The sequence below is a fragment of the Aeromonas sp. s3 genome, from assembly GCF_040907805.1.
GTDB classification, from domain to species: Bacteria; Pseudomonadota; Gammaproteobacteria; order Enterobacterales; family Aeromonadaceae; genus Aeromonas; species Aeromonas dhakensis.
In genome coordinates this window covers 197,907-213,938 of record NZ_JBFOCQ010000006.1, presented here as the reverse complement: position 1 = coordinate 213,938, position 16,032 = coordinate 197,907, and the positions used below count along the sequence as shown (strand labels likewise).

Here is a 16,032-nt window from a genome sequence, read left to right as displayed (position 1 = left end):
AGTTAGCAGCGACCATGCCACTCTTTTTTATCCATATTTTTCAAAGCATTAACTAACAATCAAGCAAGCCGGCCTGATGCGTGGCGCAAAAAGTTGCAACCAACAGGTTATTACACCATAAATTCTTGCACATGCAGTGGAACATCTTGTCATCTACGCAACGAGTTGCTTGCCACAAACAGAATCACTGCTCCTCATCCACATTGGCCACCAGCGCCATCTCCACGTTCAACCTGACCATCCCCTGTTTCAATGCCCATGAGATGGCTTGACTCTTGCTGCTGGCCCCCAGCTTGTTGACCACATTGTTCAGATGAAACGTCACGGTACGGGGCGTGATCCCGAGGATCTGGGCAATATCGCTCACCTGCTTGCCCTCCGCCGCCCAGCGACACACCTCCAGCTCCCGCAAACTCAGCGCATCGTGCGGTGACAGCCCCGCCAGACAGACCCGGGCCACCGCCTCGAAAATATGCATGGAGAGCCAGCTGATAAAGGGCACCGCAGAGAGCCATTGCTGGCTGGTACGAGCTGTACTGGTGATAAAGGAGAGCAGGCCGACATGACCGTTGGCACCGTGCCAGGGCAGGGTGATACCGTCGCGAATGCCGTACTCGCTGGCCAGCTGCATAACCTCCCGCCCCTGTTCATCACAACGCTCATCATCGTTCACCACATCGGCCCAGAGAATGGGCGTGCTTCTGGTCATGGCGCACTTGACGATGGGGTCGATGGCAAAGAAGCCGCTGCCGGTGTAGGTATCCACCCAAGCCTGTGGGCAACCGTTGAAGATGATGACGTCCGGACGCTGGATGGTGCTGGGGAAGATCAGGGCAAGGCGAAAATAGTCGAATCCCATGCGGCCGCTCAGTTCGCGCAGCAGGGTCACGATAGTGCGCTCGTCAGCCGCCGTCTCGAACTGACCGATAAGCTCCAGCGCGTGCAGGGTATTCATTTCCGGGGTATGAGGATCATGCACAAGATAAGGTGGCCAAACATGGAAACATACTGAATGTTAACAAGCGTCAATAGATGACACACCCCGGCACACAGGAAAATCAGAACTGCCCCACACTTTATGCTATCGAACCGTAATTTTTGTAATGAAATGCTACAGAAGAACAAGATCGTTCCACCAGCGACCAGTCATGACTCCTACGGATGTTAATCATTGCAACATTCGTCATGGCTGACCTCTCACCGGCGGACCAGCAGTCCTCCACGCTGCCTGCATTACGCAACAAAAGGAGTCCAAGTTGTGGCGGATGAGCCAGCGAGACGGGATCCCCACCGAACTGTGCGAATATCAGGGCCAACGGAGACGATCAAGACGCTGGTTGCCCGGTGATAGTCTCGCAATGAACGCGAGCAAACAGGCAGGAAAATCGCAAGCGTCAGCCTTGGCCAACGGCCTGAAAAACGTGGATAAAGATGGCTTGCCCAGTCAGAGGCAGAATGACAGCGGGGATTTGAATAGCAAAAAGGCCATCCTTTCGGATGGCCTTTTTGGCTGAATAAATGGCGGAGGAGGTGGGATTTGAACCCACGGATGGTCGCCCATCGCCGGTTTTCAAGACCGGTGCATTCAGCCGCTCTGCCACCCCTCCGCGACAGTGCGGCGAATATTACCCATGGCGATCGCCCTTGTAAATCCCCTCGCCGCTCGTTTGCCGATTTATTGGGCTAAATGACGCACAAAGCCGCCAATTTGAGCATAACCAGCGCTTTTTCAACCAGATAACTTGACTTGAAAACAGACTCACCCACTATAGTCAGCATCCCGAAATCCCCAGCAAGATGGACTTATGAAAATCAAACATGCCCTGCTTTGCGCCCTGACGGGTGCCACCCTGCTTGCGGCGCCGGTTCAGGCGAGCGAACTGACCAAGAGCGACGTGGAACAGATAGTGCGCGACTATCTGGTCAAGAACCCGGAGATCCTGGTCGAGATGTCAAACGCCCTGCGCGCCAAGCAGGAGAGCCAGCAGGCCGAGAGCGACAAGACCTTGATCAAGGCTCACGCCAAGCAGCTCTATAGCAATCAGGACCCGGAAACCGGCAATCCCAAGGGCAGTCTGACCGTGGTCGAATTCTTCGACTACAACTGCGGCTACTGCAAACGCGCCCACCCGCTGATCAAGCAGCTGCTGGCGGAAGACAAGGACATTCGCTACATCTACAAGCAGTTCCCGATCCTGAGCGAGACCTCCTACTTCGCCGCCCGCGCCGCCCTGGCGGTACAGCTGGGTCAGCCCGACAAGTATCAGGCCTTCCACGAGAAGCTCTACGCCCATCAGGGCCCGCTGGCCGACGAGGCACAGGTGAAGCAGCTGGCAGAAGCAGCCGGCGTCAACTGGAGCAAGGTTGAAGCCAAAATCAAGGATGGCAGCATCGATCAGAATCTCGGCACCAACCGGGCGCTGGCCGAAGCCATGAGCATCTCGGGCACCCCGGCCTTCATCATCGGCGATCAGATCCTGCGCGGCGCACCGCGTGATCTGGCCAGCCTGAAAGGCTTCATCAAGGATGTGCGCGCCGGCAAGAGCATTCAGTAATCCCGCTCCGGTACATAAAAAACGCCCCGGCATGCCGGGGCGTTTTGCTATTCAGGCTGCAAACCATCAGGCCTGATGGGCCGTCGCGAGAAGCTGTTAGCAAGGCGAAGAGCAGTGCATGACCCTTGATCACGGCTTCGCAGCAGGGCCATAACCGTTCGGGTTCTGGCTTTGCCAGCGCCAGGTATCCACCATCATCCGCTCCAGACCGCGCTCGGCCTGCCAGCCCAGCTCGGCACGAGCCTTGCGCGGCTCGGCCCAGCACTCGGCGATATCGCCGGGACGACGAGGCTTGATCTGGTAGGGAATGGTACGGCCGCTGGCCGCTTCAAATGCCTTGATCATCTCCAGCACCGAATAGCCCTGACCGGTCCCCAGGTTGTAGGTAAAGACCCCGGTATCCGACGCGATGCGCGCCAGCGCTTTCAGGTGACCGATGGCGAGATCCACCACGTGGATGTAATCGCGCACCCCGGTACCGTCCGGTGTCGGGTAGTCGTTGCCAAACACCCCCAACTCCTTGAGCTTGCCCACCCCCACCTGACTGATATAGGGCAGCAGGTTGTTGGGAATACCGTTGGGATCTTCCCCGATAAGGCCGCTCTCGTGGGCACCGACCGGGTTGAAGTAGCGCAGCAGCACGATGGCCCAGCGGGGATCGGATTTGGCGAGATCCCGCAGGATCTCCTCCACCATCAGCTTGGAGCGGCCATAAGGGTTGGTGGCGCTGGTGGGGAAATCTTCCCGCAGCGGCACAGACGCCGGGTCGCCGTAAACGGTGGCCGAGGAGCTGAATACCAGCCGGAACACGCCGGCTTTTGCCATCTCTTCGCACAGCACCAGGGTGCCGGTGATGTTGTTCTGGTAGTAGGTGAGCGGGATCTGGCTCGACTCGCCAACCGCCTTGAGCCCGGCGAAGTGGATGACCGACTCGATCTGGTGGGCGGCAAACAGCTGCTGCAGGCAGGCGCGGTCCAGCACATCCCCTTCGATGAAGATGACCGGCTTGCCGGTGATCCGCTCCACTCGCTTGAGCGACTCGGGGGAGGAGTTGGAGAGGTTGTCCAGCACCACGACCTGTTGCCCGGCGTTCAATAACTCAACCAGGGTGTGGGAGCCGATATAGCCGGCGCCCCCTGTGACCAGAATTGTCATTTTTTATCCCGCGTTCGACTGAAACTGGGGTTGAGTCTACCCGCCTTGCTTCTTAGCGAAAAGAGCAGGGTGCTCATTCCCTTCACTCAATAGTCGACGCAAACATCCCCCCTGGCGGTGCAGGAGCAGGCCAGTGCCCCCCCACTCTCCAGATCCTGCGGGCTGAGAGTCATCACGCTCTGGCGCTCGATCTCGCCTTCCGTGGTACATCGGCAGGCGCCGCACACCCCGGCGCGGCAGGCTGCCATCATGGTCTCCCCCGCCCCCTCCAGCGCCGCCAGCAGGGTCTGCCCAGGCAGGATCTTCACCTTCTTGCCGCTCTTTTTCAGGGTCAGCCAGAAGTGGTCGCCGCCAGTCTCAACTGGCGCCGTGCTCGATGTAGCTTCAGGCAGACCGAACGACTCCTGGTGCAACTGCTCTGCCGGCAGGCCGAGCCCGGCCAGCATTTCGCTCACTGCCTCCATGTAAGGGGCTGGCCCGCACAGATAGACGTGGCGACTCAATAGATCCGGTGCCAATTCCTTCAACATCTCCGGCGTGAGCCGGCCGACCCAGGGATAAACCGCCGGCGCCTCTTCCCCAACTTTCTCCAGCACTAAAGCGTGGCGCACACCGGCATGGGTTTCAGCCAGCGCAGCCAAGTCGTCTGCGAAGATCACATCCTCTGGCGAGCGGGCACTGTGGATGAAGCGGATGTCGGCGTCCGGCCGTTTGGCCAGCTCGTCCCACAGCATGGCCCACATGGGGGTGATGCCGGAGCCGGCGCTCAAGAGCAGCGGCCGCTCGCAGGGCAAGGCCGTCAGATTGAAGTCGCCGAACGGGCCATCCACCCGGATCTCGTCCCCCACCTGCAGGGTCTGGTGCAGATGGTGGGAGACCAGTCCGACATCCTTGATGGTGACCTGCCAGAAAGGGTCCTGCGGGCTGGAGGAGAGGGTATAGGCACGGCAGTGGGGCTTGCCGTCAATCTCGGTGTGCAGGGTCACGCACTGGCCGGCCAGCACGGCAGGCAGGCTGCCCGTCTGCGGCACAAACTGCCAGCTCGCCACGTCGTGGGTATCCGCCCGGCGGCCGATGCACCTGAGGGTGAGGGAGGTGGAGGTCATCGCAAGGCTCCTCTTGTTGAAAAATGTTGGAAAGGGGTCGCTAAAAAAAGGCGAGCCATCAGGCTCGCCAAAGGCTTACAACATGCTGAGCGTGTAAGGCTGTCTCTTTGCTCAGGCCGCCAGGATCTCGGCGAGATCGGCTTCGGCCGTGGTGGTACCTTTCAGACCGAACTGCTCCTCCAGCACCTTGAGCAGGGCCGGGGTGAGGAAGGCCGGGGCGGTCGGGCCGGTGCGGATGTCCTTCACGCCCAGCGCCAGCAGGGTGAGCAGAATGACGATGGCTTTTTGCTCGAACCAGGAGAGCACCAGGGTCAGCGGCAGATCGTTGACGCCGCACTCGAACGCTTCGGAGAGCGCCAGCGCCAGCTGGATGGCGGAGTAGGCATCATTGCACTGACCCACGTCCAGCAGACGGGGAATGCCGCCGATGTCGCCGAAATCAAGCTTGTTGAACTTGTACTTGCCGCAGCCCAGGGTCAGCAGCAGGCTGTCCTGCGGGATCGCCTTGGCAAACTCGGTGTAGTAGGCGCGCTCGGCACGGTCGCCATCACAGCCACCGACCAGGAAGAAGTGGCTGATTTCGCCGGCCTTGACCTTGTCGATCACCGCAGGGGCAGCCTGCATCAGGGCGTTGCGGGCAAAACCGATGGTGATGAAGTGCTCCAGCTCAACGTGCTTGAAGCCTTCCAGCGCTTGCGCCTTGGCAACGACGGCGGAGAAATCTTCCCCTTCCAGGTGGGTCACGCCCGGCCAGCCGACGATGGAGCGAGTGAAGATGCGATCCGAGTAGTTGCCCACGCTCGGGTCGATGATGCAGTTGGAGGTCATCACCACGGCGCCCGGGAAGTTGGCAAACTCCTTCTGCTGGTTCTGCCAGGCGGAACCGTAGTTACCCACCAGATGCGGATACTGCTTGAAGAAGGGATAGGCCAGCGCCGGCAGCATCTCGCCATGGGTGTAGACCTTGATGTCGGTCCCCTTGGTCTGCTCCAGGATGAGCTTGAGATCCACCATGTCGTGACCGGAGACCAGGATGCACTTGCCCGGTACCGGAGTAACGCGTACCTGAGTCGGCTCGGGGTGGCCGAAAGCGGTGGTTTCACCGAGATCCAGCATCTCCATGATCTTGAAGTTGAGCAGGCCAATGTCCATGGCGCACTTGAACAGCGGATCCAGATCGCTCGGATCCGTACCGAGCCAGCTCATGATGCGGTGGAATTCGGCGGCTACCTCGCTGTCTTGCTGATCCAGTACCCGGGCGTGCTCCATGTAGGCGGCGGCCCCCTTCAGGCCATAGAGGCAGAGCAGGCGCAGCCCCATGATGTCTTCATTGACCTCGTTCTTGCCGCGGTTGACCGCGGTCTGCGGTGCCTGGGCCAGCTGTTCCAGCAGCTCGCTACCCGGCTCGAAACGGGCGGCAGCAGGAAGTGCGTCGGCCTGCACCGCCAGCGGTGCCAGCTTGGCAGCCAGCTGCTGGCGATAGCTCAACGCCTGATTGACATAGGCCACGATGCGGGCGGAATCGAAGTTGACGTTGGTGAGGGTGGCGAAGAAGGCCTTGGGCACGAAGGCGTCGATCTCGCTGTCGACGATGCCGTGCTCGCGGGCGGCCAGCGCCCAGGCGCTGAGCCCTTGCAGGGTATAGATCAGCACATCCTGCAGATCCGAGGTTTCTGCCGTCTTGCCACACATACCTTGTGCATAGGCGCAGCCGTTGCCTGCCGGGGTACGAATTGTCTGTTCACATTGCACACAAAACATCATGCCTCTCCTAATTGGACATTTCAGTTGTTTGTTTTGTGGCGATTCTATTCCCCTCGTGGAAAACTTAATAGGCATTCAATTTGCCAATTCAATGTTCATTGATGCAGATCAAAAACAAAAAAGCCGCCCAAACAGGGCGGCAAGCGGGTGGATAAAAGGAGAGACAACTCAGGTTTGCAACAGAACACGGTAAGGGAACGGGTCGGGCTGGCGCCTAGTCAGGTAGCACCAGCCCTTGACTTCATCAAGCCGGAATACTTCGTATGCATCCGGCTTGGTTAACTATCAGGCTAAATAAGCTCGCAGCATCCAGACCAATTTCTCCTGCTGCTGCACATAGTCGGAGAGAATGGACGCAGTCCCTTCATCACCGGCATCGGCGGCCTGCCCCAGGATGCGGCGCTGGGCCACCAGCAGTTCGCGGAAACTCTCCAGCAGGGATTCGACGCAGGCACGACCGTCGTGCAACCCCTTCTGCTCGGGAATGGCGGAAACGTTCAGGTAGTCGCTGAAGCTGTGCAGCGGCACGCCATCCAGGGTCAGGATGCGCTCGGCCAGAGCATCGACCTTCAGCAACAGGTCGTTGTAAATCTCTTCAAACTTCAGGTGCAGCTCGAAGAACTGGTTGCCGCGGATGTTCCAGTGGAAGCCGCGAACGTTCATGTAAAGGATCTGGTAGCTGGCCAGCAACTTGTTCAGTTCGGCGGCCAACGCTTGTGATTGAACGGTATCAAGACCAATCGGACTCTTCATGTTTCACCTCCAGATTTGACGACCTGGTTATCTTAGAACCCATCAGACTCGAAAGGTAATCGTTAAGACCTAACTGATTGATAGCGAGCGACTATCGTCCGCGTTGCCGACCTGGCGGGGCGAACTCATTCAGGCTGCCGCTCGATATAGAGGATCACCTCCCCCAGCTGGATGCCGAACTTGCTGATGGCGGCCCGGTTGATCAAACGATCCTGGTCGAGCAGGTACATCCAGTCATCGAAACTCACCCGCACCACGCTGCCGTCGGGCAGCGCCAGATCGAGCTGATAGCGCCAGTTGAGGGCAAAGCCTGCCGTCTTGCCTACCGCCTCCCCCACCACGTCGGCGGCCGTGCCGCGCCAATGGCCATCCGCCCCCTTGCTCAAAAACCAGGTGCGGGTCTGCTGGCGCCCGTCGTCAAAGTAGAACTGCTCGAACAGCTCCCCCTTGTCCCCCTGCCAGCGGCCGCGCATCTCTACCCGAAAACGGCTGGTCACCTCGCCGCTGCGATCGGTCACCAGACCGTGCGCCGTCAGCTTGCCATCGAAGAAGCGAGCGAGATCCCACTCGGGGCCCCGATCGCGATAATCCTCCAGACTGCTGCCACAGCCGGCCAGCAGCAGGAGCGGCAACAACAGCAGGTAGCGCCAGGCGTGGATGTATTTCATGAATCCCTTTTGCATCAGAACTCTCCTCGCAGGCTACGGGTAAGCGCCGGATCACGGCTCCCTTGTGCCAGCCAGATGGCGAGGAAGGCTGCCGAAAATTGCGGATCGGCGAGGGTGCCGAGCGGCTTGTCCCGCCACCAGAAATGGCCCGCGCCCCCCTTGTCGACATAGAAGGTGAGCCGGTCACCCACCCGAACATCGGGCCAGAGCGCGGCGAGCCGGCCAAGCCACTCCTGGCGCTGCTGCTGGCTGCCAAGCCCCAGTCGCTGCCACTCGGCGGCGGTGGCGCGCAAGAGATCTTCCCGTTCGATGGCTCTGGCGTAGGTGAGGCTGAGCGCCTGAGGATAGTGACCCGGCCGATAGCGGCCGTTCTCGCTGTAGAGGGTGGCGTCATAGAGCTTGAACCAGAGCCAGCTCATCTCGCCGCGCCCGACCGGGTGCAGCTGCTGCCAGGGGGTGATCAGGGCTTGCCCGGTCTGGGCGAAAGGGGTCAGCGGTAGGCTCAAGCCTGCCAGCAGCAGGCTAATTCCACCCCATGTGCCAATGGGCGGGATCTTCGAGTTCATGCCAGTCCATCTCCTGTTCCAGCAGCGTGTTGATGTCCTGCATCACCACCTGCTGCAGCTGCCCCTGCGCGTCGCGCTGACAGGCCACCACCAGATAGAAACGCTCGGTCAGCTCGTGCTGGCTCTCTTTGGTCCACTTGGAAAACAACAAGGTGTCGGTCGAAAAGGTGTTCATCTCGCTTCACCCTACAGCTTGACCGTTACCCACAGGAGTACGGGTAACCACCACATCCAGATCACCGCCAGCAGTGCCGCACTGATCCCGATGCCCCAGGGTAAGTGTACTGCCCCCATGGCGGCGCCCGCCACATAGGAGGAGGCCCCCCCAACCATGCCGAACAGCCCCTGCTGCCAGCGCGGCAAGGACCGCAGCCAGCGCAGACCGTGAGAGAGAGTCAGGGCAAAGCCGCACCAGAGCAGCACCAGCCAGAGCGGAAAACCGGCGTTGAAATCAAACAGCCCGAGCTGCCAGAGCAGGGCATCGAGCAGGCTGCCGGCCAGGGCAACCGGGATGAGCCGCCAGTCGTGCCAGCGGCGCGGAGAGCAGAGAAAATGAAGCAGTAGCATTGCCAGCAGCGGGCCCGGCTGCTGCCACTTCACCGCCAGCAACCAGTAGAGGTTGAACCCCAGCAGATGGGCCCACTGCCACATGATCAGCGACCGCCGACGGGCTGATCCCCACTCCAGCCGAGTGGGCCCGGTTTGGCCGCTTCCAGCTGCACCAGGCTGATGGTGCGCTCCCAGAAGCCCCCTTCACAGTAGGCGAAATAGAAGTGCCACAAGCGGATGAAGTCCTGGCTGTAGCCAAGAGCGGTCAGCTCGGGCGCCAGCACCAGGAAGCGCTCGCACCAATCAGCCAGCGTGCGGGCATAGTGGTGGCCGTGATCGTGCAGCCGCACCAGCTGCATGTCGGTCTCGCGCGCCAGCAGCCCCGCCATCTGGGAGACGCTTGGCAGGCAGCCGCCGGGGAAGATGTAACGCTGGATGAAATCAACCCCGCGCAGGTACTGGGCATGGCGTTGATCGGCAATGGTGATGGCCTGGATCAGCAGGCGGCCACCGGGTTTGAGCAGCCGCGACAACTGGCGGAAATAGTCCGGCAGGAAGGCGTGGCCCACCGCCTCGATCATCTCGATGGAGACCAGCTTGTCGTAAGTACCCTCCAGCTTGCGGTAGTCCTCCAGCAGCAGGGTGATGCGATCCCCCAGCCCCTCCCTCGCGATCCACTCCTTGGCATAGTCGTGCTGGGCCCGGGAGATGGTGGTAGTGGTCACCCGGCAGCCGTAGTGGCGGGCGGCATAGATGGCGAGGCCGCCCCAACCGGTGCCGATCTCCAGCAGATGATCGTCTGGCCCCAGTGCCAGCCGCTCGCAGATGGTGCGCAGTTTGGCTTGCTGTCCCTCTTCGAGAGTGGCCTCGGCATGGGGATAGATGGCGCTCGAGTACTGCATATGGCTATCGAGAAAGCCCTCATAGAGGCTGTTACCAAGATCGTAGTGGGCGGCGATGTTGGAGCGCGACCCGGTCAGGGTATTGCGGTTAAGCCAGTGACGCACCTTGTTGAACGGGAAGCTGAGCCAGCCGAGGCGCCGCTCCAGACTGTCGAGCAGCGCCAGGTTGCGGGCCAGCAGCCGCACCAGCGCCACCGGATCCGGGCTGGTCCAGAGCCCCTCCACCCAGGTTTCCCCGGCGGCGATGCTGCCCCCCAGCAGCAGGCGGCGATAGAAGGCCGGATCCTGCACCACCAGCTCGGCGTGCAGATCGGTGCCCGCCACGCCAAAGCTGTGGCGATCAGCGCCATCCCGCAGCAGCAGCTGGCCATGTTCGAGGCGCCCCAGCAGATTGAGCAGCAGTTGCCTGGCCCCCTTGTCGATGAAAGAGGCAGAGAGGGTTGATTGCACAAGTTCCATTAGCGGCTCTCCGGATGGGTGAAAATGGGGGTTCGTTTGATAAAAAGACACAGGGCCTGCCAGTAGATCCCGAGCAGCACCTTCATGGTCATCCAGGGCCAGCGGGCCAGCAGGGCCGCCAGCCCCTTGCGCGACAGCGGCGCCCGGCGCAGTGCCAGGGTGGCGTCAAACAGCTTGGCTTCACCGGATACGGGGTGGCTCTCGATGTGGATCAGTGTCTCCTGCTCGGGCGGGCGAATGCGCCAGTGGTAGCGCATCGCCAGCCCCATGAAGGGGGAGACGTGAAAATCCTTGTCGTGGGGGGCCAGCGCCGCCAGATCCAGCAGGTAGTAGTGACGCTCGTTCCAGGGGGTGTTCGACACCTCCGCCAGCAGATAGCGCGCCTCTCCCTGCCGATAGCAGAAGTAGAAGTTGACCGGGCTGAAGTAGAAACCGAGGCAACGCACGTTGCCAAGCAGCAGCACCCGCCCCCCGGGTTCGGCATCGCCACCCAGTTCGCTCACCTTCTGCCACACCGCCGGCTTGAGCGGCCCCTCGCTGCCACGCAGGTAGTCGTCACGACGAAACGAGAGCAACCCTGCTCGCTCCACCCCGAACCAGCGCCCGCGATCGAGTTCTGGCAGCTCGTCGAGATCCAGCCCCAGCATGAAGAGGCTGTAGGAGAAGGCATGGGCGCGCGGTGCGAAGCGGCGATGGCGCACCGACCCCTGCCAGATGGCGCTGAGAGTGCCGGTCATGGCCTCGGCACTCTCCTCCTGGCCTATCAGAACGGCATCGTTCATAGCTCGGCACCGAACCGCCTGGCCACGTCCAGGGCGCTGCGCACCCCGTCTTCGTGAAAGCCGTTGTACCAGTAGGCGCCGCAGAAGTGGGTGTGTTGCTGGCCGCAGATCTCGGCCCGCCGCTGCTGGGCGGCGATGGAGCTCTGATTGAACACCGGATGGTGGTAGACGAAGCGGCGCAGCACCTTGCTCTCGTCCACCTTGCCTTGCGGATTGAGGCTGACACAGAAGGGCTCTGGCGAGCTCACCCCCTGCAGGATATTCATGTTGTAGCTCACCAGCGGCCGCGCCCCGTCATCCTCCCCCAGCTGATAGTTCCAGCTGGCCCATGCCTTGCGCCGCACCGGCAGGCAGGAGGCATCGGTGTGCAACCAGACATCGTTGGCCTGATAGGGCATGGCGCCGAGAATGGCCTGCTCCCGCTCGCCCGGGTCCGTCAGCAGGGCCAGCGCCTGATCGCTGTGACAGGCGAGGATCACCTCGTCAAACCACTCCTCGCCGTAGCTGCTCTGGATCAGCACCCCGTCCGCCAGGCGCCGGATCCCCTGCACCGGGCAGGCCAGGCGAATGTTTGCCTGCCAGCCGGCCGTCAGCGGGCCAATATATTCCCGCGAGCCACCCGGGATCACATACCACTGAGGCCGGTTGGCCACCTCAAGCAAGCCGTGGTTGGCGAAAAAGCGCAGAAAGAAGCTCAAGGGGAAGGCGCGCATATCGGCCAGGGTCGATGACCAGATGGCGGCCCCCATCGGCAAGATGTAGTGGCGGGCGAAGTAGTCGCTGAACTCACCCACCTGCAGAAAATCCCCCAGGGTCAGCTCGAGGTCGGCCCCCTGCTGTTGCCCATCGGCCAGCCAGGCCCGCGCCTCCCGATTGAAGCGCAGGATCTCGGCGACAAAGCCGTAGAAGCGTGGGCTCAGCAGGTTGCTGCGCTGGGCGAACAGGGTGTCCAGATTGTGACCGTTGTACTCCAGCCCCTGCAGGCTTTTCACCGAGAAGCTCATCTCGGCCGGCTGGCGCGCCACCCCGATCCGTTCAAGCAGCCTCAAGAAGTTGGGGTAGGTGCGATCGTTGCAGACGATGAAGCCGGTATCGATGGCATAGCGGCGCCCCACCTGCTCCACATCGACCGTGGCGGTGTGGCCACCCAGGGTCGGCGCCGCCTCAAACAGGGTGATGTCGTGCAGCTTGTGGAGCAGAAAACCGGCGGTCAGGCCTGAAATGCCGGAGCCGACGATGGCGATCTTTTTCTTCATGAAGGGCGTCCTTTCGATACGAGTGCGCGGCCAAGGCGCAGCCAGAGCCCCGTCGGCAGCGCACCGAGCAGGCGCAGCAGCCAGATGAAGCGGCGGGGAAAGTGGATCTGGTGGCGACCGGCGGCGAGCCCGTCCATGATGGCGCGGGAAGCCTCTTCCACCGTCACCAGACAGGGCATGGGAAAATCATTTTTGGCGGTGAGCGGGGTCTGGACAAAGCCGGGGCGGATCAGGGTCACCCCAATCCCTTTGCCGGCTAAATCGAGGCGCAGGGTATCCGCCAGATAGTCGAGGGCCGCCTTGGAGGCGCCATAGGCTTCGGCCCTGGGCAGCGGCAGCCAGCTCACCGACGAGCTGACGATGGCAAGGCGCCCGCCCGCACCCAGCAGCGGCAAGAAAGCGGCCAGGGCGTGGCCGGTGGCGATGAGGTTGGTCTCGATGACCCGGGCAAACAGGGCGCCGTCAAACCCCTCGTCCACCGCCATGTACTCGCAGTTGCCGGCATTGAGGATCACCAGGTCAACCCGCGGCAAGCCGGCGGCAGCCTCGCTCACGGCGTTTGCAGAGCGCCCGTCAAACTGCAGCGGCGTGATGCCGTGGCGCCCCAGTGCCAGCAGCCGCTCACCATCGCGACCACAACCCCACACCTGCCAGCCTGCGTGCCGATAATCGAGCGCCAGCTGAAAGCCGATGCCGGAGGTGGCGCCGGTGATCAGCACCCGGCCGCTCATGCGCCCAGCCTCCCCTTGATGGTGCGCACCACGGCCCCAAGCAGCGGCAACTGCTCGTAGAGCATGGCGCCAAGGTCAAAGTAGTCGCGATGCAGGCACACCTTGCCCGTCTCGTCGAACTCGAGGCGGGTGGCCCCCTCCACCGTCACCGGGGCGCCGCCGCGCAGCCTGGGATGGGAGAAGGTCATGGTCCAGCCGAGCCAGGCCTGTCGCCCCTGTTGCAGCTGGCTGGTGATGACGAAACGGCAGTAGGCCAGGCGCTGATAGAGGGTGGCAAAATAGTCGGTGAGCGCCGCCAGCCCCTCGATGCGGTGAGCAGGGTCGGTAAAGACCACCTCGTTTGCGTAGACCTCGGGCAAACGGTGCAACTCATCTCGGTTTAGCTGCTGATAGAGGGCCACAAAGCGGGCCAGCGACTCATCCATGCTATTTCTCCAGGGCGCGAAACATCTCGATGGCTCTCACCCGGGCAACGGCGTGGTCCACCATGGGGGCCGGATAATCGCGCCGCCCCTTGAGCCGCAACCAGTCGTGGGGCTGGTGCAGATAGGCGGCAGGCAGATCAGCCAGCTCAGAGACCCAGGTACGAATGAACTCCCCTTGCGGATCAAACCGTTGTCCCTGGGTGGTGGGGTTGAAGACCCGGAAATAGGGCGCCGCATCGGCGCCGGTGCCCGCCGCCCACTGCCAGCCGCCGTTGTTGGCCGCCAGGTCGCCGTCGATGAGCTGACTCATGAAGTAATCCTCCCCGAGCCGCCAGTGAATGTGCAGATCCTTGGTGAGAAAGCTCGCCACTATCATCCGCAGCCGGTTGTGCATCCAGCCGGTGGCGTTGAGGCAGCGCATCGCCGCATCGACGATGGGGTAGCCGGTACGTCCCTCACACCAGGCGGCGAAGGCGTCCGGATCCCAGCTCCATGGCAGGGCCGATGTTTCCGGCTTGAAGGGCCGATTCATGGAGAGGGTCGGGATCAGCACCAGCAGGTGGCGATAGAACTCGCGCCAGATGAGCTCATTGAGCCAGACAAAACCGGGCTGGGCCTTGGACTGGGGCCGGTAGCCAAGCCTCTGCTGGAGCGCCACCACACACTGGCGCGGGCTGATGATGCCGGCCGCCAGATAGGGGGAAAGCACGGAGGTACCCGCGATGGCAGGGAAATCCCGGGTCTCGCCATAATCGAGCACCGCCTGCTCCAGAAAGTCATTCAGACGGCGGCTGGCCTCGGCCTCCCCCACCGGCCAGCGGGGGTCTGCCGTCAGCTCGCCAAGATCGGCATCGACGAAGTCCCGCTCGGCCAACGGCTGCCACGGCAGCGGCTCGCCACGAGCAGTGGGCGCGCGATGAATGACGAAACCATCCTCGTCGAGAGCCTTGAGCCAAGCACGGCTGAAGGGGGTGAAAACCTTGAACATCTCGCCAGAGCCGGTCAACACCCGACCGGGCGGCAATACGCAGCAGCCGTTGAACCAGTGACAATCAATCCCCTGTTCTGCCAGCGCGGTAGTGACGGCCTGATCCCGGCGCAGCTCGTCGATCTCGATGGCCTGATTGGCGTAGAGCTGGGTTACCCCCAGCTCGCGGCAAAGATCTGCCAGCACCGCCGGCACCTCGGCAAAAGTCTCCACTCGCAGCAGATGCAGCGGGATGCTGAGCGCAGCCAGCTCGCGGCCCAGCGCATCGACCTGGGCCAGTAGAAAACGCTGACGGACGGGGGCCAGCTTGTGCTGCCGCCACTGGGTGGGGGAGAGGATATAGAGCGCGGCGACCGGTTCATCATTGGCGCAACCGTGACGCAAGGCCGGGTTGTCGGCCAGGCGCAGATCATTGCGAAACCAGACCAGCTTCATGATTTTTTCCTCCCGCGTCCGCTGGCACCTGCCGCCGCAGGCATGTCTGCCATCACCTCGGCAAGGTTCGCCTGCCAGCCGTGAGCTTGCAGCCACTCACCATCGTAGAGGCGTCCCAGCTCGCCAAAGAAACGGGTAGCGGCGGGCCAGCCGGCAGCCAGAACCGGCTTGCCAAGGCCGGCCCCCAGCAGCACCAGCCAGGGGGTCACGGCACGCCCCTCCAGCAGGCTGGCATGGCGCGGCTCCACCGCCCCCAGCAGTTGCACCTCATGGCCCTGACCGATCAGCTCGTAGGCGGCCCAGACCAGGTCGAGCGGGCCCACCTGTCCCCAGCTCGCCAGGGTGACCGGCACGCCCTTCTCCTGCTCGATGAGGTGGCGGGCGAAGCGGGTATGGAGCCAGCCCAGCCACACCTGTTGCAGCAGCTCGCCATCGGGCCGCTCGCGCCACAGCCCGAGCAGCCGTTCCACCAAGGGTTGCAGTACCCTGCTGCGCACCAGTTCGAACGGGTAGCTCGCCAGCAGGTCGTTGAGTTCGGCCTCCGCCTTGCGCTGGTTGAAGGCAAGCAGCGCCTGACTGAACTGCTCCAGGGTCTGCTGCCAGTGATCGCTCACCGGCTGGGCCTGGGGTTCGCTCAGGAGCCCCTTCACCTGCCCGATGCTCACTCCCCGCTCCAGCCAGCTCAGGATCTCGCCAATCTGGCGAATATCCTGCTCGCTGTAGAGGCGGTGGCCTTTCTCGGTGCGGGCCGGTTGCACCAGCCCGTAGCGGCGCTGCCAGGCGCGCAGGGTCACGGTGTTGACGCCGGTGAGGCGGGAGACCTCGCGAATGGGGTAGATCCCCTCCTCCGGCGAAGGAGAAGCGGCGTGCGGTAAATCAGACATAACGGCATCCAGCAAAGGTTGAGGGAGAGGCCCCGGCCATCCGCCGGGGCCTGC

Annotated in this window: 18 protein-coding genes and 1 tRNA gene; 2 read left to right on the top strand and 17 right to left on the bottom strand. The window is 62.3% G+C overall.

Annotated features, from left to right (window positions below):
• Positions 1-184: 184 nt before the first annotated feature.
• Positions 185-955, bottom strand: coding sequence for a LuxR family transcriptional regulator (locus AB5Y98_RS01715; protein ID WP_219326778.1), 771 nt, complete (start codon positions 953-955; stop codon positions 185-187).
• Positions 956-1,265: 310 nt separating this feature from the next.
• On the opposite strand from AB5Y98_RS01715, the gene AB5Y98_RS01710 reads away from it, so the two are divergent.
• On the top strand, positions 1,266-1,514 hold the full coding sequence (locus AB5Y98_RS01710) for a hypothetical protein (RefSeq protein WP_021470040.1): 249 nt from the start codon (positions 1,266-1,268) through the stop codon (positions 1,512-1,514).
• A 5-nt stretch (positions 1,515-1,519) separates the two neighbouring features.
• Here the strand turns inward: AB5Y98_RS01710 and AB5Y98_RS01705 are convergent.
• Positions 1,520-1,607, bottom strand: a tRNA-Ser gene (locus AB5Y98_RS01705).
• A gap of 198 nt (positions 1,608-1,805) precedes the next feature.
• On the opposite strand from AB5Y98_RS01705, the gene AB5Y98_RS01700 reads away from it, so the two are divergent.
• Positions 1,806-2,555 (top strand): DsbA family protein, encoded by a 750-nt coding sequence (locus AB5Y98_RS01700; RefSeq protein WP_005303647.1) that lies wholly within the window; start codon positions 1,806-1,808, stop codon positions 2,553-2,555.
• A gap of 129 nt (positions 2,556-2,684) precedes the next feature.
• Here the strand turns inward: AB5Y98_RS01700 and galE are convergent, their stop codons facing one another.
• From galE to AB5Y98_RS01625, 15 genes are all read right to left on the bottom strand, one after another.
• Positions 2,685-3,710, bottom strand: a complete 1,026-nt coding sequence (gene galE / locus AB5Y98_RS01695; protein ID WP_368231203.1) for a UDP-glucose 4-epimerase GalE — start codon at positions 3,708-3,710, stop codon at positions 2,685-2,687.
• A gap of 86 nt (positions 3,711-3,796) precedes the next feature.
• On the bottom strand, positions 3,797-4,816 hold the full coding sequence (locus tag AB5Y98_RS01690; RefSeq protein ID WP_368231202.1) for an FAD-binding oxidoreductase: 1,020 nt from the start codon (positions 4,814-4,816) through the stop codon (positions 3,797-3,799).
• A 111-nt stretch (positions 4,817-4,927) separates the two neighbouring features.
• Positions 4,928-6,577: a hydroxylamine reductase gene (hcp, locus tag AB5Y98_RS01685; protein ID WP_368231201.1), complete on the bottom strand. Its 1,650-nt coding sequence runs from the start codon at positions 6,575-6,577 to the stop codon at positions 4,928-4,930.
• A 288-nt stretch (positions 6,578-6,865) separates the two neighbouring features.
• Entirely contained in the window at positions 6,866-7,333 is a 468-nt protein-coding gene (locus tag AB5Y98_RS01680; protein WP_010634828.1) for a Dps family protein, read from the bottom strand.
• Between the two features lie 125 nt (positions 7,334-7,458).
• On the bottom strand, positions 7,459-8,016 hold the full coding sequence (locus AB5Y98_RS01675) for a DUF3833 domain-containing protein (protein WP_017787762.1): 558 nt from the start codon (positions 8,014-8,016) through the stop codon (positions 7,459-7,461).
• The gene (locus AB5Y98_RS01670; RefSeq protein ID WP_241658686.1) at positions 8,016-8,567 is read right to left on the bottom strand and encodes a chalcone isomerase family protein; all 552 of its coding nucleotides are present in this window, start codon (positions 8,565-8,567) and stop codon (positions 8,016-8,018) included. Before AB5Y98_RS01670 ends, AB5Y98_RS01675 begins: the two co-directional genes overlap by 1 nt.
• Positions 8,524-8,742 (bottom strand): TIGR02450 family Trp-rich protein, encoded by a 219-nt coding sequence (locus AB5Y98_RS01665; RefSeq protein ID WP_005303669.1) that lies wholly within the window; start codon positions 8,740-8,742, stop codon positions 8,524-8,526. The genes AB5Y98_RS01670 and AB5Y98_RS01665 overlap by 44 nt, the downstream gene beginning before the upstream one ends.
• A gap of 11 nt (positions 8,743-8,753) precedes the next feature.
• The gene (locus tag AB5Y98_RS01660; protein ID WP_368231200.1) at positions 8,754-9,218 is read right to left on the bottom strand and encodes a DUF2878 domain-containing protein; all 465 of its coding nucleotides are present in this window, start codon (positions 9,216-9,218) and stop codon (positions 8,754-8,756) included.
• 2 nt (positions 9,219-9,220) lie between these two features.
• On the bottom strand, positions 9,221-10,477 hold the full coding sequence (locus AB5Y98_RS01655) for a class I SAM-dependent methyltransferase (protein ID WP_368231199.1): 1,257 nt from the start codon (positions 10,475-10,477) through the stop codon (positions 9,221-9,223).
• Positions 10,477-11,259, bottom strand: a complete 783-nt coding sequence (locus AB5Y98_RS01650; protein WP_211028193.1) for a DUF1365 domain-containing protein — start codon at positions 11,257-11,259, stop codon at positions 10,477-10,479. Before AB5Y98_RS01650 ends, AB5Y98_RS01655 begins: the two co-directional genes overlap by 1 nt.
• Positions 11,256-12,515: an FAD-dependent oxidoreductase gene (locus AB5Y98_RS01645; RefSeq protein ID WP_362816167.1), complete on the bottom strand. Its 1,260-nt coding sequence runs from the start codon at positions 12,513-12,515 to the stop codon at positions 11,256-11,258. The genes AB5Y98_RS01650 and AB5Y98_RS01645 overlap by 4 nt, the downstream gene beginning before the upstream one ends.
• Positions 12,512-13,246: an SDR family NAD(P)-dependent oxidoreductase gene (locus tag AB5Y98_RS01640; protein WP_368231198.1), complete on the bottom strand. Its 735-nt coding sequence runs from the start codon at positions 13,244-13,246 to the stop codon at positions 12,512-12,514. Before AB5Y98_RS01640 ends, AB5Y98_RS01645 begins: the two co-directional genes overlap by 4 nt.
• Positions 13,243-13,671, bottom strand: coding sequence for a nuclear transport factor 2 family protein (locus AB5Y98_RS01635; protein ID WP_362816165.1), 429 nt, complete (start codon positions 13,669-13,671; stop codon positions 13,243-13,245). The genes AB5Y98_RS01640 and AB5Y98_RS01635 overlap by 4 nt, the downstream gene beginning before the upstream one ends.
• Before the next feature lies 1 nt (position 13,672).
• The gene (phrB, locus tag AB5Y98_RS01630; RefSeq protein ID WP_368231197.1) at positions 13,673-15,094 is read right to left on the bottom strand and encodes a deoxyribodipyrimidine photo-lyase; all 1,422 of its coding nucleotides are present in this window, start codon (positions 15,092-15,094) and stop codon (positions 13,673-13,675) included.
• Positions 15,091-15,978 (bottom strand): MerR family transcriptional regulator, encoded by an 888-nt coding sequence (locus AB5Y98_RS01625; protein WP_368231196.1) that lies wholly within the window; start codon positions 15,976-15,978, stop codon positions 15,091-15,093. Before AB5Y98_RS01625 ends, phrB begins: the two co-directional genes overlap by 4 nt.
• Between the last annotated feature and the right edge of the window lie 54 nt (positions 15,979-16,032).

Bases quoted from the DNA above. Each gene is read 5' to 3' on its own strand.
- AB5Y98_RS01715 (WP_219326778.1), bottom strand. From the start codon at position 955: ATGAATACCCTGCACGCGCTGGAGCTTATCGGTCAGTTCGAGACGGCG.
- AB5Y98_RS01710 (WP_021470040.1), top strand. From the start codon at position 1,266: ATGAGCCAGCGAGACGGGATCCCCACCGAACTGTGCGAATATCAGGGC.
- AB5Y98_RS01700 (WP_005303647.1), top strand. From the start codon at position 1,806: ATGAAAATCAAACATGCCCTGCTTTGCGCCCTGACGGGTGCCACCCTG.
- galE (WP_368231203.1), bottom strand. From the start codon at position 3,710: ATGACAATTCTGGTCACAGGGGGCGCCGGCTATATCGGCTCCCACACC.
- AB5Y98_RS01690 (WP_368231202.1), bottom strand. From the start codon at position 4,816: ATGACCTCCACCTCCCTCACCCTCAGGTGCATCGGCCGCCGGGCGGAT.
- hcp (WP_368231201.1), bottom strand. From the start codon at position 6,577: ATGTTTTGTGTGCAATGTGAACAGACAATTCGTACCCCGGCAGGCAAC.
- AB5Y98_RS01680 (WP_010634828.1), bottom strand. From the start codon at position 7,333: ATGAAGAGTCCGATTGGTCTTGATACCGTTCAATCACAAGCGTTGGCC.
- AB5Y98_RS01675 (WP_017787762.1), bottom strand. From the start codon at position 8,016: ATGCAAAAGGGATTCATGAAATACATCCACGCCTGGCGCTACCTGCTG.
- AB5Y98_RS01670 (WP_241658686.1), bottom strand. From the start codon at position 8,567: ATGAACTCGAAGATCCCGCCCATTGGCACATGGGGTGGAATTAGCCTG.
- AB5Y98_RS01665 (WP_005303669.1), bottom strand. From the start codon at position 8,742: ATGAACACCTTTTCGACCGACACCTTGTTGTTTTCCAAGTGGACCAAA.
- AB5Y98_RS01660 (WP_368231200.1), bottom strand. From the start codon at position 9,218: ATGTGGCAGTGGGCCCATCTGCTGGGGTTCAACCTCTACTGGTTGCTG.
- AB5Y98_RS01655 (WP_368231199.1), bottom strand. From the start codon at position 10,477: ATGGAACTTGTGCAATCAACCCTCTCTGCCTCTTTCATCGACAAGGGG.
- AB5Y98_RS01650 (WP_211028193.1), bottom strand. From the start codon at position 11,259: ATGAACGATGCCGTTCTGATAGGCCAGGAGGAGAGTGCCGAGGCCATG.
- AB5Y98_RS01645 (WP_362816167.1), bottom strand. From the start codon at position 12,515: ATGAAGAAAAAGATCGCCATCGTCGGCTCCGGCATTTCAGGCCTGACC.
- AB5Y98_RS01640 (WP_368231198.1), bottom strand. From the start codon at position 13,246: ATGAGCGGCCGGGTGCTGATCACCGGCGCCACCTCCGGCATCGGCTTT.
- AB5Y98_RS01635 (WP_362816165.1), bottom strand. From the start codon at position 13,671: ATGGATGAGTCGCTGGCCCGCTTTGTGGCCCTCTATCAGCAGCTAAAC.
- phrB (WP_368231197.1), bottom strand. From the start codon at position 15,094: ATGAAGCTGGTCTGGTTTCGCAATGATCTGCGCCTGGCCGACAACCCG.
- AB5Y98_RS01625 (WP_368231196.1), bottom strand. From the start codon at position 15,978: ATGTCTGATTTACCGCACGCCGCTTCTCCTTCGCCGGAGGAGGGGATC.